Annotated in this window: 14 protein-coding genes; 10 read left to right on the top strand and 4 right to left on the bottom strand. The window is 70.2% G+C overall.

Annotation, left to right across the window (positions count from 1 at the left end):
- The first annotated feature begins 57 nt into the window (after positions 1-57).
- Positions 58-591, top strand: a complete 534-nt coding sequence (pyrE, locus tag ACFWTE_RS20100) for an orotate phosphoribosyltransferase (protein WP_378781120.1) — start codon at positions 58-60, stop codon at positions 589-591.
- Positions 592-689: 98 nt separating this feature from the next.
- Here the strand turns inward: pyrE and ACFWTE_RS20095 are convergent, their stop codons facing one another.
- On the bottom strand, positions 690-1073 hold the full coding sequence (locus tag ACFWTE_RS20095; protein WP_378781119.1) for a RodZ domain-containing protein: 384 nt from the start codon (positions 1071-1073) through the stop codon (positions 690-692).
- A 407-nt stretch (positions 1074-1480) separates the two neighbouring features.
- On the opposite strand from ACFWTE_RS20095, the gene fbaA reads away from it, so the two are divergent.
- The 7 genes from fbaA (at position 1481) to ACFWTE_RS20060 (ending at position 10159) form a co-directional block, all read left to right on the top strand.
- Entirely contained in the window at positions 1481-2503 is a 1023-nt protein-coding gene (fbaA, locus tag ACFWTE_RS20090; protein WP_378781118.1) for a class II fructose-bisphosphate aldolase, read from the top strand.
- A 282-nt stretch (positions 2504-2785) separates the two neighbouring features.
- Positions 2786-3202, top strand: coding sequence for a DUF3151 domain-containing protein (locus ACFWTE_RS20085; protein ID WP_378781116.1), 417 nt, complete (start codon positions 2786-2788; stop codon positions 3200-3202).
- A 275-nt stretch (positions 3203-3477) separates the two neighbouring features.
- A complete protein-coding gene (locus ACFWTE_RS20080) occupies positions 3478-4761 on the top strand; it encodes an adenylosuccinate synthase (RefSeq protein ID WP_378781115.1) in 1284 nt (427 codons plus the stop codon).
- Between the two features lie 39 nt (positions 4762-4800).
- Entirely contained in the window at positions 4801-6051 is a 1251-nt protein-coding gene (gene purD, locus ACFWTE_RS20075) for a phosphoribosylamine--glycine ligase (protein WP_378781113.1), read from the top strand.
- Between the two features lie 18 nt (positions 6052-6069).
- Complete coding sequence (locus ACFWTE_RS20070; protein WP_378781112.1) at positions 6070-6975, top strand: phosphoribosylaminoimidazolesuccinocarboxamide synthase; 906 nt, start codon at positions 6070-6072, stop codon at positions 6973-6975.
- 372 nt (positions 6976-7347) lie between these two features.
- Positions 7348-8643 carry a UDP-N-acetylglucosamine 1-carboxyvinyltransferase gene (gene murA, locus ACFWTE_RS20065; protein ID WP_378781143.1) on the top strand — a complete coding sequence of 432 codons (1296 nt, stop codon included), beginning with the start codon at positions 7348-7350 and terminating at the stop codon, positions 8641-8643.
- 250 nt (positions 8644-8893) lie between these two features.
- Positions 8894-10159 (top strand): transcriptional regulator, encoded by a 1266-nt coding sequence (locus tag ACFWTE_RS20060; protein WP_378553683.1) that lies wholly within the window; start codon positions 8894-8896, stop codon positions 10157-10159.
- A gap of 443 nt (positions 10160-10602) precedes the next feature.
- Here the strand turns inward: ACFWTE_RS20060 and hisC are convergent, their stop codons facing one another.
- On the bottom strand, positions 10603-11685 hold the full coding sequence (gene hisC, locus ACFWTE_RS20055; protein ID WP_378781111.1) for a histidinol-phosphate transaminase: 1083 nt from the start codon (positions 11683-11685) through the stop codon (positions 10603-10605).
- A 231-nt stretch (positions 11686-11916) separates the two neighbouring features.
- Between hisC and ACFWTE_RS20050 the strand changes: the two genes are divergently transcribed.
- A complete protein-coding gene (locus ACFWTE_RS20050) occupies positions 11917-12558 on the top strand; it encodes a hypothetical protein (RefSeq protein WP_378781142.1) in 642 nt (213 codons plus the stop codon).
- 159 nt (positions 12559-12717) lie between these two features.
- On the opposite strand, the gene ACFWTE_RS20045 is transcribed toward ACFWTE_RS20050, so the two are convergent.
- Both ACFWTE_RS20045 and ACFWTE_RS20040 read right to left on the bottom strand, forming a co-directional pair.
- Positions 12718-13707, bottom strand: coding sequence for a MauE/DoxX family redox-associated membrane protein (locus ACFWTE_RS20045; RefSeq protein WP_378781140.1), 990 nt, complete (start codon positions 13705-13707; stop codon positions 12718-12720).
- 2 nt (positions 13708-13709) lie between these two features.
- On the bottom strand, positions 13710-14681 hold the full coding sequence (locus ACFWTE_RS20040; RefSeq protein ID WP_378781110.1) for a hypothetical protein: 972 nt from the start codon (positions 14679-14681) through the stop codon (positions 13710-13712).
- 495 nt (positions 14682-15176) lie between these two features.
- Here ACFWTE_RS20040 and ACFWTE_RS20035 point away from each other — a divergent pair, with 495 nt between their 5' ends.
- Positions 15177-15704, top strand: coding sequence for a SigE family RNA polymerase sigma factor (locus tag ACFWTE_RS20035; RefSeq protein WP_378781109.1), 528 nt, complete (start codon positions 15177-15179; stop codon positions 15702-15704).
- The last annotated feature ends 4 nt before the right edge of the window (positions 15705-15708 follow it).

The raw sequence follows: 15708 nt of genomic DNA, 5'->3' as shown, positions 1-15708 counted from the left end.
TCCCGACCCGGGTGCGCGGTCCGGACCGCCCGACCGGGTGTTCTAGGCTCACTGGTCATGAGCGAACGTGATGAACTCCTGCGTCAGATCAACGATAAGGCGGTCGTGCGCGGGAAGGTGACCCTGTCCTCGGGCCAGGAGGCGGACTACTACGTCGACCTGCGGCGGATCACCCTGGACGGGGAGGCCGCGCCGCTGGTCGGATCGGTCATGCTGGACAACGTCGCGGACCTGGAGTTCGACGCGGTGGGCGGCCTGACCCTGGGCGCGGACCCGGTCGCCACCGCGATGGTGCACGCCGCGCACGCGCGCGGCCGCAGGCTCGACGCCTTCGTGGTGCGCAAGGCGGGCAAGGCGCACGGCCTGCAGAAGCGGATCGAGGGCCCCGATGTGCGGGGGCGGCGCGTGCTCGCCCTGGAGGACACCTCGACCACGGGAGGGTCGGTGATGACGGCCGTGGAGGCGCTGCGCGAGGAGGGCGCCGAGGTCGTGGCGGTCGCGCTGATCCTGGACCGGGGCGCCCGCGGCCGGATCGCGGAGGAAGGCCTGGACTACCGGGCGGTGTACGAGGTGTCCGACCTGGACGTGTAGCGGGAGTGTCCGTCGTGGGGGCACGGCTCCGGTCGGGGGCCCCCGTTCGGAGCCACCCCGTCGGGTCGCAGACCCTCCGGCGCCCGTGGCGACCGGCTCTAGCCGTCTATCGTGAAGCTGTAGCCGGGTTCGCGGTCGGCGATGTCCCTGCGGTTGCCGTTGACGAAGACGTCGACGGCGGAGGGTTCGCCTATGGTCACCTCAAGCCCGCCCTCGGCGCTCGCGTAGTTGACCGACTGGCCATGGGTGACCTCCTGGTCGAGGAGGACGTCACCGCCGGGGATGCGGACGAAGACGTCGCTGGACTCACCGGTCACACGGATGTGCAGCACACCCATGTTCTCCGGTTCCTCCGCCTCCGCCGCCGTCCCGGAGGCGTTGGCGCTCACACCGGTGCCGGTACCCGGGATGGAGCGGTACAAGAAGAATCCGCCAAGGGCCAGGAGCGTCACCAGGAGCAGGACAGCCCCGACGATGGCCATCACCTGGCCAACGCCGCGAGGGTCATTCCTATGCCTTCCCACGGCGTTGAATGTAGCGTGTATCACGACAAAAAGCGACAGTGAGCAGCCTGTTGTTCCGGTCTTCCCACAATGCGTTCATATGTGACCGCGCTGGGCACAACTTTTCACACGAGACCTCAGGCCGGGGATCACCCCTCCCGTCAGCTGCGAGAACGCCGCCGCCGTCGGACAATTTGGTCTAGACCTTTTCAAGAGCTCCGCGCATTCGGGATACTTGGACGACACCTGGTGGACACGTCCGGACGCACGGCCCGCCCCATGGGCCTGCCTCCGCGCTACCGCCTCCACCGGGAACGCACGTGGGGTGCCGTCGGCGTGAGACCGGCGGCCGCTCGCTCCAGGCCGAATCCAGGGAGAGTCAAGCCATGCCCATCGCCAGCCCCGAGGTCTACACCGAGATGCTGAGCCGCGCGAAGTCCGAGGGCTTCGCCTACCCGGCGATCAACGTGACCTCCAGCCAGACGCTGCACGCCGCCCTGCGCGGATTCGCCGAGGCCGAAAGCGACGGCATCGTCCAGATTTCGACGGGCGGAGCGGAGTTCCTCTCCGGCGCCTCGATCAAGGACATGGTCACCGGTTCGGTCGCCTTCGCCGAGTTCGCCCGCGTCGTGGCCGACAAGTACCCGGTGAACATCGCCCTCCACACCGACCACTGCCCGAAGAACAAGCTCGACGGATTCGTCCGTCCGCTCCTGGAGATCTCCAAGGAGCGTGTGGCCAAGGGCCAGGAGCCGCTGTTCCAGTCGCACATGTGGGACGGCTCGGCCGTCGAGCTGGAGGAGAACCTCCAGATCGCCGAGGAGCTGCTCGCGGCGTCCAAGGCCGCCCGCACGATCCTGGAGATCGAGGTCGGCGTCGTCGGTGGCGAGGAGGACGGCATCGTCGGCGAGATCAACGAGAAGCTCTACACCACCCCGGCCGACGCCCTGCGTACCGCTGAGGTGCTGGGCCTGGGCGAGAAGGGCTACTACCTGACGGCCCTGACCTTCGGCAACGTGCACGGCTCCTACAAGCCGGGCTTCGTCAAGCTGCGCCCCGAGGTCCTCAAGAACGCCCAGGACGCCATCGCCGAGAAGCACGGCACGGCGCAGGCGTTCGACTTCGTCTTCCACGGCGGCTCGGGTTCCACCATCGAGGAGATCCACGAGGCCATCGGCTACGGCGTCGTGAAGATGAACATCGACACCGACACCCAGTACGCGTACACGCGCCCGGTGGTCGACCACATCCTCAAGAACTACGACGGCGTGCTGAAGATCGACGGCGAGATCGGCAGCAAGAAGGTCTACGACCCGCGCTCCTACGGCAAGGCCGGCGAGGTCGGCATGGCCAACCGCGTGGCGGAGGCCGCCCAGCAGCTCAAGTCCGCGGGCAACAAGATGAAGTAGCGGTCGCGTCGCCCACCGGACCGGTGGGCCCCGCACCTGTGCCCGGCGGCCGTCCCAGGCCGCCGGGCACCGCGCGTTCCGCCCCTGCCCCGCCTCCTCCCCGGTCCGTGTGCGCTCCCCGCCGGGACGTCGCCGCCGATCCCGGGTAATCCCCCCTGTGGAAAACCGGGAAGCGCCCCTCCGGCCAGGGCATCCTGACGTCAGGACCGAAGAATGGGGGACGGATGAACGGCGTCGCGGGAGTCACCGTGAGCGGTGTGGAGCCGGTGGCAGGATGGGGGCATGAACCTGCACCAGAACCTACTCAACGAGCCGCCCGAGACCCGTCTGGCCGACCACCCCGAGGCCCGCGAGGCACTGGCCGGCGCGGACGACCCCACCCCGGTCGCCGGTCGTTTCCCCGACTACTCCGCCGCGTGGGCGCGGCTGGCCGAGCTCTCACTGGCCGACGGCCAACCGGTGGCCGCCTACGCGTACGCGCGCACCGGCTACCACCGCGGCCTGGACCAGCTGCGCCGTTCGGGCTGGAAGGGCCACGGCCCGATCCCGTGGGAGCACGCGCCCAACCAGGGCTTCCTGCGCGCCCTGCACGCCCTGGGCAAGGCCTCCGAGCAGATCGGGGACGCCGAGGAGGCCGAGCGCTGCGCCACCTTCCTGCGCGACTCCAGCGCCGAGGCCGACAAGGTCCTCAACGGCTGAGGCGTCGGCCTCCTCAGCCCGAGGGGACCCGTCCCACCCGGAGGCCGGGAGACAGCCCGGCAGCGGGCCCCGGCCTCCCCTCCCCTCGCGTCCCTCCGGCCGCCAACGGGGGGAGAGGCGTAGGGCGAAGGTGCCACAGCGCCCCACTTAACCCGGATGCGCAGGTCGTGTACGCTCAATACGCAACGGCCCCTGTCGCTGCCTTGCGCCAGGGGTTCATCCATGTTCGGGGTGGGAACCCCGGCCAGGTGTCGAGCGAAAAGGTAGATATCCAGATGCCGGCGATCACGCTCGTGGGTGCCCAGTGGGGCGACGAGGGCAAGGGCAAGGCGACCGACCTCGTCGGCGACCGCGTGGACTACGTGGTGCGGTACCAGGGCGGCAACAACGCCGGCCACACCGTCGTCATCGGCGACAAGAAGTACGCGCTCCACCTGCTCCCGTCGGGCATCCTCTCCCCCAACGTGGTGCCGGTCATCGCCAACGGCGTCGTCATCGACCCGGGCGTCCTCCTGGAGGAGCTCCGCGGCCTCGACGAGCGCGGCGTGGACACGTCCCGCCTGCTCATCTCGGCCAACGCGCACCTGATCATGCCCTACCACCGGGCCCTCGACAAGGTCAGCGAGCGCTTCCTCGGCAAGGGCAAGATCGGAACCACAGGTCGCGGCATCGGCCCGACCTACGCCGACAAGGTCTCCCGCCAGGGCGTGCGCGTCCAGGACATGTTCGACCCGTCGATCCTGCGCAAGAAGATCGAGCTGGCCCTGCACGACAAGAACCAGCTGCTCACCAAGGTGTACAACCGGCGCGGCCTGGAGGCCGAGCCGATCATCGAGGAGTACCTCGGCTACGCCGAGAAGCTGCGCCCGTACGTCGCCGACACCTCGCTGATCCTCAACAAGGCGCTCGACGAGGGCAAGACCGTCTACCTGGAGGGTTCCCAGGGCACGCTGCTGGACATCGACCACGGCACCTACCCCTTCGTGACCTCCTCCTCCCCCACCTCGGGCGGCGCTGCCGCGGGTTCGGGCATCGGCCCCACCCGCATCACCAAGGTCGTGGGCATCCTCAAGGCCTACACGACCCGTGTCGGCTCGGGCCCCTTCCCCACCGAACTGCTCGACGAGCAGGGCGAGTGGCTGCGCACCCAGGGCGGCGAGTACGGGGTGACCACCGGGCGCAACCGCCGCTGCGGATGGTTCGACGCGCCGATCGCGCGCTACGCCACCCGCATCAACGGCATCACCGACTTCTTCCTCACCAAGCTCGACGTACTCACCGGCCTGGAGCGCATCCCCGTGTGCGTCGCCTACGAGGTCGACGGGGTCCGCCACGACGAGATCCCGATGACCCAGACCGACTTCCACCACGCGAAGCCGGTCTACGAGTACCTCGACGGCTGGTCCGAGGACATCACCGGAGTCCGCGAATTCGACGAACTCCCCAAGAACGCACAGGTCTACGTGCGTACTCTGGAGGAGATGGCGGGCGCCCCCGTCTCCGCCATCGGCGTCGGCCCCGGCCGCGACGAAACGCTCCAACTGCGTTCCCTGGTCTGACCCCGCCCGTCCGCCTTCAACACGAAGAGGCCCCCTGTAGTGAAAGCCCTCGTTCTCGGCGGCGGAGGCCGCGAGCACGCACTCGTCCGCGCACTCTCCCTGGACCCGGGTGTCACCGGCATCCACAGCGCGCCCGGCAACCCGGGTATCTCCGAGCTGGCCGAGAACCACGTCATCAACGTGACCGACGGTCTCGCCGTGACGGAGCTGGCCGCGCGCATCCGCGCCGAGCTGGTCGTCATCGGCCCGGAGTCCCCGCTGGTCGCCGGCGTGGCCGACGCACTCCGTGAGCGGGGCATCCCCGTGTTCGGACCCGACCAGGAGGCCGCCCGGCTGGAGGGCTCCAAGGCGTTCGCCAAGGAGGTCATGGAGGCGGCCGGGGTACCCACCGCCAAGGCGCGCGTGTGCCGGTCCGCGAGCCAGGTGTCCGAGGCGCTCGACGAGTTCGGCACCCCGTACGTGGTCAAGGACGACGGCCTCGCCGCGGGCAAGGGCGTCGTGGTGACGGACGACCGCGCCCTCGCCGAGCAGCACGCGCGGGAGTGCGGCCGCGTGGTCATCGAGGAGTTCCTCGACGGCCCCGAGGTCTCCCTCTTCGTGCTGAGCGACGGCGTGCACGCCCTGCCGCTGCTGCCGGCGCAGGACTTCAAGCGCGCCTACGACGGCGACCAGGGCCCCAACACCGGCGGCATGGGCGCCTACGCCCCGCTGCCGTGGGCTCCGGCGGGCCTCGTGGACGAGGTCATGGGGTCGGTCGTGCGCCCGACCCTCGCCGAGATGAACCGGCGCGGCGCCCCCTACCAGGGCCTCCTCTACGTCGGTCTGGCGCTCACGTCGCAGGGCCCGCGCGTGGTCGAGTTCAACGCGCGGTTCGGCGACCCGGAGACCCAGGTGGTCCTCGACCGGCTCGCCACCCCGATCGGCGCGGTCCTCCAGGCCACCGACACGGCCGGGCTGGGCGGCATCGGCTCCCTCCAGTGGAAGTCGGGTGCGGCTGTCACCGTGGTGGTCGCCGCGGAGAACTACCCGGGCGACCCGGTCAAGGGCGACCTGATCGGCGGACTGGACGCCGCCAACGCGCTGGAAGGCGCGTACGTGCTGCACGCGGGCACCGCGTGGGAGGGCACCAACGGCGTCAAGGCGAACGGCGGCCGGGTCCTCAACGTGGTCGGCACCGGCGCCGACCTGCGCCAGGCACGCGAGCGGGCGTACGACGCGGCGTCGCGGATCGAACTCCGCGGCTCGTTCCACCGCACCGACATCGCCGAGCGCGCCGCGGCCGAGCTGTAGAAGGACCGGAGGACCCACATGAGCGGCTTCGTCGTCACCCCTGAGCCCGTCCGGGTCGAGGGGCTCACACACCTGCACACCGGCAAGGTGCGCGACCTGTACGCGGCGGCGGACGGCAGCCTGGTGATGGTGGCCAGCGACCGCGTGTCGGCCTACGACTGGGTGCTGCCCACCGAGGTCCCGGCCAAGGGGCGCCTGCTCACCCAGCTGTCCCTGTGGTGGTTCGAACAGCTCGGCGACCTCGTGCCCAACCACGTCCTGTCCGACGTTCCCCCGGAGGGGGCCCCGGCCGACTGGGCCGGGAGGACCCTGGTGTGCCGCCGTCTGGACATGGTGCCGGTGGAGTGCGTGGCACGCGGCTACCTGACCGGTTCGGGCCTCGCCGAGTACCGGGTGGACGGCACGGTGTGCGGGGTACCGCTCCCCGGAGGACTCGTCGACGGCTCGGAGCTGCCCGAACCGATCTTCACCCCGGCGACCAAGGCCGAGGTCGGCGACCACGACGAGAACGTGTCGTTCGAGGTCGTGGCAGACCGGCACGGGCCCTCCCTCGCCGCCGAACTGCGCGACCTCACCCTGCGGGTGTACCGGCGCGGCCGGGAGCTGGCGCGCGAGCGCGGTGTCCTCCTGGCCGACACCAAGTTCGAGTTCGGCCGGGACGCCGACGGCACCCTGGTCCTGGCCGACGAGGTGTTCACCCCCGACTCCTCCCGCTACTGGCCAGCGGACTCGTGGGTTCCGGGGCGTCCGCAGACCTCCTTCGACAAACAGGTCCTGCGGGACTGGCTGTCCTCACCCGAGTCGGGGTGGGACCGGGCGTCGGAGACCCCGCCGCCCCCGCTTCCGGAGTACGTGGTGGAACGCACGCTGGGCCGCTACACGGAGATCTACGAGCGCTTGACCGGCCGGAAGCCCAGCATCTGAGCGGGGGTCCGGAAGTGATCCGGCGCACGCGGCAGTCGTTTCACGTTCGAGACCACGTATGGTGGTGGAGTTGTGCGCGGCACCCCGCCGGTGTCCGGCCACGTGCACGGCATCCCTGAACTTTCCCTTGGGCCGAATACCTCTTTGGCTGTTTGACCGGTCTCCATGCACGATCGGCGGGTATACCACGCTCTGTGCAGGTATACGCGGGTGGGTGCTATAGAGTCGTCGCGAGCACCGGTTCACTGACCGCGCAGGTCACGCGCAAGATGGTCGCAACGTTCCAGGGGAAACCAGCGTCTAAACGCATATAGGTGAGACCCGACGAGGGTGACCTATTTTCACATCTGCCTCACGAAGGAGCACATGAGCATGGGCCAGGAGGTTCGTTACCGCGTCCGCGGCGGACGCCCCCTCAGTGGAACGGCGTTCATCCAAGGCGCGAAGAACGCCGTCCTGCCGATGATCGGGGCCGCTCTACTCGCGGCCAAGGGCCGTACCGTGCTGCGGAACGTACCCGTCATCGAGGATGTCTACCGCGCGCTTGAACTCGCCGACCACGTGGGTGCCAAGGTCCAGTTCCACGAGGCCGAGCGCACCGTCGTCATCGACGCGTCCCGCCTCACCGACCCCGAACGTGCCGTTCTGCCCGCCGAGATCGCGGCGCGCTTCCGCGGCTCCGTGCTCTTCGTCCCCGCACTGATGCACCGCACCGGTCGCGCCCGCATCGAGGGCGTCGGCGGTTGCAACCTGGGCAGCCGCAACCTGGACTTCCACTACCGGGGCTTCGCGCGCCTGGGTGCCGAGGTCACCGAGGACCTTGAGCGCAACCACATCAACGTCGAGGCCAGCAACCTCCGCGGTGGCCGCCTCTACCTGGACACCCCGTCCCACACCGGTACCGAGAACCTGCTCATGGCCGCCGTCCTGGCGCCGGGCACCACGGTGATCGAGCACGCCGCGCTCGAACCCGAGGTCATGGACGTCATCAACTTCCTGAGCGCCATGGGCGCGAAGATCAAGGGTGGCGGCACCGGTCTCATCACCGTCGAGGGCGTCGAGGAGCTCACGGCGGTCGAGCACACCATCATGTCCGACCGCATCGACGCCGGCGTGTTCGCGATGACCGTCGCCGCCACCGGTGGCGAGGTCAGCCTGGTGGGCGCCCACCTGGACCACCTGGGTGTGGCCCGCTGGAAACTTGAGCAGATGGGCGTGGGCTTCTCCCAGGAGGGCGCGGTCCTGCACGTACAGAGGGACCCCTCCGTGCCGCTGCGACCGATCAACGCGGTCACCTCTCCGTTCCCGGGCTTCGCGACCGACCTCCAGTCGCCGCTGATGGCCCTGGCCACCCTGGCCGACGGCGAGAGCTACATCCACGAGGCCATCTACGACGGCCGGTTCGCCCTGGCCGACGAGCTGACCAAGATGGGCGCGAAGATCGAGGTCGAGGGCACCCGCGCGATCGTGCACGGTCCGACCAACCTGCGCGGAACCGAGGTCATCGCCCACGACCTGCGCACCGGTGCGGCCCTCGTCCTCGCCGGACTGGTCGCCGAAGGTGAGACAATCGTGGCACCCGGATACCTGGTGGACCGCGGTCACACTCAGTTCGCGACGAGGCTCGCTGCGCTCGGTGCGGACGTCGAGCGTATCGGCGACTCGTAGCAAGCCGAAAGCGCAGTTCAAGCCGGGGTGGGGGCTTGACCCCCACCCGGGCTTTGGCGTTGATATCGAAAACGATCTTCTTTGGCCCCGCACAATGGGTACGATCTCGGCAATCATGCCGTGACAGAGATCGGGTCGGGAAACCAGTGGGCGCACATAGTGAAGAGCGTGGAATGGTAGCGGGGAGCAACCCGAGGTGAGTGCCCAGCGTACTGGCGATTTGACGATCGGCGTCATAGGGCCCCATGAGGTGGTCGAGCGGGTCATGCTCATGGGTCCGGGGTCCACTGGACCCCTCAACGCCAGACTCATCGCAGCCGCGTACCGAGATGAGCAAGAGGCGACGGACAAGGTCGTCAGACTGGGTTCGGCGATCGATGCCTATCTGTTCGCCAGCCCTGTCCCCTACGAGTTCGCGCGCAAGGCCGGGGTCCTGACGATGCCCGCCACCTTCGTGCCGCTGGGCGGGGCCAGCCTGCACGAAGCCCTGCTCCGAGCAACCCTGGACGACCGTTACGACCCGACCAGAGCCAGCCTGGACGTGCTCAGCCGTGCCGACGTGGTCGAGGCCTACTCCGAGGTCGATCTTCCCGTGGACGGCATCCACGTGCACGAGGAGCTCACGAACACCGCGCAGCTGACGTCCTTCCACGAGGGGCTGTGGCGGCGCAAGGCCACCCGGATGGCGATCACCTGTGTACGCGGTGTGGCCGAGCGCCTGGAGGCCATCGGTGTGCCCGTGATCCGGTTGCGGCCCACCAACGCCGGCGTGCGCAGTGCCCTCCAGACCGCGGGTCTGCTGGGTGCGCACCACCGGTTGGAGGAGGCCCAGCTGGGTGTCGTGGTGGTGGACGTGCCCACGCTGCGGGATTCGTCGCGCAGGTCCACGCCCCGGTACTGGCGCGAGGAGCTGCGGCTGTCGCTGCACCGGCTACTCCTCCAGGAAGCCCACCGGATCAACGCCACGGCACACCGCCTGGACGATCATTCGTTCATGGTGACCGCGACGCGGGGTTCTCTGGTGACCGCGACCGAGGGGTTCCGGCAGCCGCCGTTCGTGGAGCGGATCAAGGCGGAGCTGGGGATCGCGATCGAGGTCGGGATCGGCATGGGACGCACCACACAGGACGCCGAGGCACACGCCCGGGCCGCCCTGAACCGCGCCCAGGCGTCCCGTCAGAGCTTCGCGGTGGACCGCGAGGGTCGTTCCCTGGTCCCGGCTCAGCGCGCCCCCGCACGGCAGTCCTCCGAACCGCTGCGCACCAAGGGCCGCGAGACGTTGATTCGGCTTTCGGAGAAGATCGCCGAGGAGGACGGTCCGCTGGTGGTCGACGCGGAGAACGCCGGGCGCATGCTCGGAGTCACCTCCCGGACCGCGCGCCGGCTCCTGCGCACCCTGGTGGAGGAGGGGCTGGCCTGGCCGCTGCCCCCGAACCGCACCCTCCAGCCCGGGCGTCCCCGCCAGCTCTACAGGCTGATCGTGGAGAAGCTGGACAAGGACGCGGCGGGCAAGTAGACGGCAGGCCGGTAGGCGTCACACGTACGCGGGCGGGGGCGGTTCCGATCGGGACCGTCCCCGTTCGCGTGCGGCGTGCGGGGTGGCCTGCGCGGGGCGACGCCGCTCCGCGCCGCCCCCAAACTTTCTGTCCACAGGCTGTGGACAACCGGATGGCGACCGCGCCCCCGATACCGGGCCTCGCCGTCGAGGGGGTCGACCCACGGGTCGTGGCCGCCACCGCCTGGCGACACGCGGAGCCCCCGGCGCTCGGACGGTCCGGGGTCGCACCGCGAAACCCCTAGGTCGTGTTTTTTGGATCCTTCCGGGCTCGCGTCCACCAGGCTTCCTCTCGCCGCGCCTCTGCGCTCGTGAAGCACAACCAGGCTGAACTTCGCACATCGTCTTGCGAGAGATCGCCTGGACGGCCGCTCGCCGACCCGAAAACCTCCAAAAAACACTCCCTAGCGGCGTTTGGCGTAGGAGGTGGCGGCGGCCAGGAACACGTCGTTCTCCTCCGGGGTGCCCAGGCTCACCCGGGCGCCCTCACCGGCGAACGGGCGCACCGAGACGCCGACCTCCGCGCACGCGGCGGCGAAGTCGAGCGTGTCCCCGTCCACCCGCAGCCACACGAAGTTGGCCTCGGTCGGCGGCACGGTCCACCCGGAGGCGATGAGCGCGTCACGGACGCGGTCGCGCTCCCCGACGGTGGCCGCGACCCGCTCCATCAGCTCGTCCTCCGCGTCGACGGAGGCGATGCCGGCCGCCTGCGCGAGGTGGTTCACCGCGAAGGGCACCAGGGTCTTGCGGACGGCGTCGACCACCGGCGGGTGGCCGACCAGGTAGCCCAGGCGCACCGCCGCCAGGCCGTAGGCCTTGGAGAAGGTGCGCAGCACGGCGACGTTGGGCCGGTCCCGGTACAGGGTGACGCCGTTCGGCACGCGGGGGTCGCGCACGTACTCCAGGTACGCCTCGTCCAGGATCACCAGCACGTGGTCCGGAATCCGGTCCAGGAAGGCGACCAGTTCGTCCTCGCGGACCGTGGTACCGGTCGGGTTGTTGGGGTTGCACACGATGACCATGCGCGTGTTCGCGGTGACCGCCTCGGCCATGGCGTCGAGGTCGTGCGTCTCGTCCCTGAGCGGGACCTGGACCGGTGTGACCCCGGCGAGCCCGGCGAGCAGCGGGTACGCCTCGAAGGACCGCCAGGCGTAGACGACCTCCGCTCCGGGTTCGCCAACCGCCTCCAGGAGCTGCTGGAGCATACCGACGGAACCCGCCCCGAGGGCCAGGTGCCCCTCGGGGACGTCCAGGTGCCGCGCGAGTCGGGAGGTGAGTTCACCGGCGCCCGGATCCGGGTAGCGGTTCAGCTCGGCGGAGGCCTGCGCGATGGCCTCGCGCACCGAGGGGAGCGGGCCGTAGGGGCTTTCGTTGGAGGAGAGCTTGATGGACCGACCCTCGGGGCCGACGACCTTCTTGCCCGGCTTGTACGGCGGGATGCTCTCCAGCACCGACCGCAGATATGGCGATTTCGACTCCGACACCATTGTCCTTCCTCAATACTTTGTGCTAACCCCGCGACACGCTCAGCGATCTCGCGTCCGGGCCGATCACCGCTCCCAGCGGAAATATCGCACAAACGAGGAGATAGCACCATGCGCTTGCGTGCCTGCCCCGCCAGCTCAGCTCGGATTTCGGCTGGTCAGTACCCCCACCCGAGGGGAGGACGCGCATACGTCCGGCCATTGGCTCTCCCCGTAGTCCTACCCGTGGTGATCATGCTCAGCGCGTGCGGTGGAGGAGCCGAGGAGAGCAGCGACCCCAACGCCGAAGCCACCGCCCTGTACGAGGCGCACCCGCTGCACGTCCGCGACGCCACCCTCATGCCCGAGGGGAGCGAGAGCGGTACCTACTCCGAGCTTGTCACAGTGCAGTACAGCGCGGATGTACGGGCCTCCACCGAGCTGGACAAACCCGAGTGCATGGACGCCGCGAACCGCTGGGGGGAGCTGGACGGGGTACAGGAGGCGCCCGCCTCCGTGGCCGCCTACGAATGGTCCGAGGGCTCGGTGTCACACATGCTGGTCCGGCTCGACGAGGACACCGCGGCCGAGGCGCTGGCCGCCAGGCCCCCGGAGAGCTGTGCCGCGTACACCGCCACCTACGAGGACGGAACCACCTCGGAGTACGGGGTCAGCGACCTGGAGGATGTGGCGGAGGTCGGCGACGAGTCACGCGCCTACGCCATCGCGGTGAGCACCGGGGAGGAGGAGAGCCGCGTGTTCAGCGTCATGTACCGCAACGGCGGCCTCGTGGGCACCACGTCGGTCCTCGGCCCCGGAGGGTTGGAGGACTACGAGGAGATGCTCGTGGAGTTCAGTGAGGCCGCCGTCGAACGCCAGAACCAGATGCTGGGCTGACGCGCGCCGACCGTACCGCGGGGGCCCTCCCGAAACCTCCGCGCACCGGCCCGGGCCGGTGCGCGGCCGCGGTGGCAGGACGTCCGGCTCCCGGCCGACCCTTCTCGGGCCCCCGCGACGGGACCGGCCCGGACGGAACCGGTCCCGCGCGGGGCCCGCTCACACCGGCTGGCCGGTGTCCGCGTCGCGCTGGTCGGGCATCCGGCCGGCCGGATGATCGCGCGCCAGCTGGAGCGTCTCCGCGGCCCTGGCGGCGTCGTACCGTTCCGCGTCACGCCTGGCCGCCTGGCGCGGTCGGGGCAGTCTGCGGGGCGGACCGGGTAGTTCGAGACCGGTCACGGCGCCGAAGGACGCGACCACCGCTCCACTGCCCCGGTCGACGAGCACCGCGCGCACGGAGGTGCGGCGCCGCCCGCCGATCCTGACCGCGTACACCACGTCGGTGCGCCGCCCGTGCCGCATCCCGTCGTAGCGCAAAAACCGCCAGCATCCGTGTCGCCACACGTCGTCGGGCTCGGACTTGATCATCACGTTCTCGTTGGTGCGCCACACGTCGCTGCGGCGCAGCCTCCGCAAGGTCCGGCGCATGGAGTACTCGCGCTGCTCGCACGGCTCCCTGCGGACGGTCCGGACGGCCACCTCGCGCAGCTCGGGGCTGAGCAGCACCAGGAGCAGGAGCGCCGCGCCGAGGACCCAGGCGTGCGGTGGTGTGGGCGCGGTGGCCACCTGCCAGCCGCTTGGCTCCAGGCCCGGTGTGGCCAGGGCGGCGACGGACAGGAGTCCGGCCCGGGTGAGCGTGCGCCAGCCGATCGGGGCGCGGCTCAGTCCGCCGAAGCAGCCGCAGCCCGCTTCCGGGTCGCGCCTGCGCGCCAGGACCAGGACCACCACCGAGGCCGCGAAGACGGCGCCGGTGGCAGCGCGCACCACGTCGCCCGGCAGGCCGGTGAGGGTCAGCAGGCCGACGGCGAGCCCGACCTCCAGCAGGCCGGTCCCGACGGTGACGGGCCTGCGCAACCGCTCGGGCACCAGGACGGCCAGGCCCGAACCGGCGGCATGCCTGCTGGTCTTGGTCACGGCACCGAGCAGGAGCAGTACCGCGAGGAGCGGTAGCTGGACCTCGCGGACCGCGTCGACGATCTCCGGCAGCATGGTCATCCCTCCCCGTTGTGAACCGTCATGGTCGCGTTGAAGCAGCCGTCCTCCAGGCGCCCCCCCAGAGCGACGAACGCGGTCATGGTGAGGGAGGCGATCCGTCCGGCTCCCTGCCCCCCGCAGGTGGGGCACAGGTCGCACATCCAGCTGTCGGCGGCGGCGCAGTCGACGACGGGGAGCACGGCGGTGCCCCTCGTGCAGTCGTTGCGCAGGCTCAGTGTCGCACCGGCGGACAGCAGCGGCAGCGGAACGCAGGAGGTGCGCCGGTCGCACTCCGCGCCGTGGCCGACGGGGTCGAGCGCCGGATAGGCGACGCCTTCGACGCGGGCGCGCGGGTCCAGGTGGGACGAGCGCCCCCAGGCGGGGTCGTACCAGGTGGCGATGCCGCTCAGCGTGGTCGCGTGACGGGGCGTGGGCGGTCTGGCCGGTGTGGCTCTGAGCGGATAGGGCGGTTGCGTGGTGGCGGGCCGGGCCGCCCACACGGCCCCGTCACGCCAGATGCCGACGGAATCGAACAGGTAGCCGGGTTCCAGGCGCGGGTGGCGGACGGTGATCCGGCCGGAGGTGCGGTAGGGCAGGACGACGGTCAGTCGGGGGCGGCCGTGTCCGGGGTCGATCTCCAGGTTGTCGCCGTCGCGGTCGACGATGACCCCGGTCGCCCTGGCGGCCTGCGCCCAGACGCGTTCGGCGACGAGGCGGCCGTCGCGCGAGCAGAGCACCACGGCGTCGTCACCGCTCTTCAGGTCGGTGGACTGCACCTCACCGCCTCGCCAGAACGAGGTGGCGCGTTCGTACAGGAACCGCGCCTCGCCACCGGGGGTGGCCAGACAGAGCATGTGCGGGGTGGCGCCGACGACCACGCCGCGCACGACGCGGTCGCCCACCGGGGTGGGTTCGAGCGCGGTCTCGGGGCCGAGCACCGCTGCGGTGAACCTCCTGCGGTCCCGTCCGCTGTCCGTCATCACTGACATGTCGTCTGCGCCCCCTTGTCACCCGACTCGTCACTCTCTGCCCATTGTCCCGATCCGTCCCCCGAGGCACCGTACACACGCCGACACGCACCTGTTCGTGTCGTCGGCATGTCCTGGCCATTGCCCGCGGCGACGCCCCGACCGCCGCGTGGGGGCCGAAGAGGAGATCCACGTGGACCGCCCGCCACACAAGGACACCGCTTGCGAACGACCGAGTACAGCCTGTGGCCGAAAAGACGCTGATAGGACCTATACACACCGAATGATCCATAAAAATGGCCAAGAGCCTGCGCGAGGTCATCCTCCTCGTCCCGCCGGGGCGCGCCTCCTGACAGGCCTCCCCCTCCCCCGCGAAATCGGCCGATGTCACCCTCGTGGGTACTGCCGTCCCATTTGTCGGCTCGTGGGACACAGGTGCCCGGACATTTGCGTTCGCTGTGTGAGAGTGAGGGGAAGAAAGCATGACAGAGCAGCACGCAGCGCCAGTGAGAGTCGGTGGTCGGCGTGACGGGAACCACCCGGACCCCCGGGTACGACGAGTTCGGCCGCTACGTGGCCGAGCGGGGGCCCGCCCTGCTGCGGATGGCCCGGTCCCTCACGAACAACCCCGCCGACGCCGAGGACCTCCTCCAGGCCGCCCTCGTCAAGACCTTCCTCTCCTGGGAGCGGATCTCCCACCCGAAAGCACGCGACGGCTACGTGCGCCGGGCGATGGTGAACACCCAGATCTCCGAGTGGCGCCGCAAGCGCCTGGACATCTATCCGACCGACGACGTCCCCGAGCAGCGCGTGGACGACCCCACCTGGCGCAGCGACCTCGCCGACGTGGTCGGCCGCGCCATCGGGCGCCTCCCCGACCGCCAACGCACCACGGTCGTACTCCGCTACTACGACGACCTCACCGAGGTGCAGATCGCCGAACGCATGGGCGTGACCCTCGGGACCGTGAAGAGCACGCTGTCCCGCGCCGTGGACAAGCTGCGCCGCGACGCCGACCTCATCATCGAGCGCACCACCGGCTGAACCC

The organism is Nocardiopsis sp. NPDC058631 (assembly GCF_042716955.1).
Taxonomy (GTDB): Bacteria; Actinomycetota; Actinomycetes; order Streptosporangiales; family Streptosporangiaceae; genus Nocardiopsis.
This window is presented reverse-complemented; position numbering and strand designations above follow the sequence as displayed.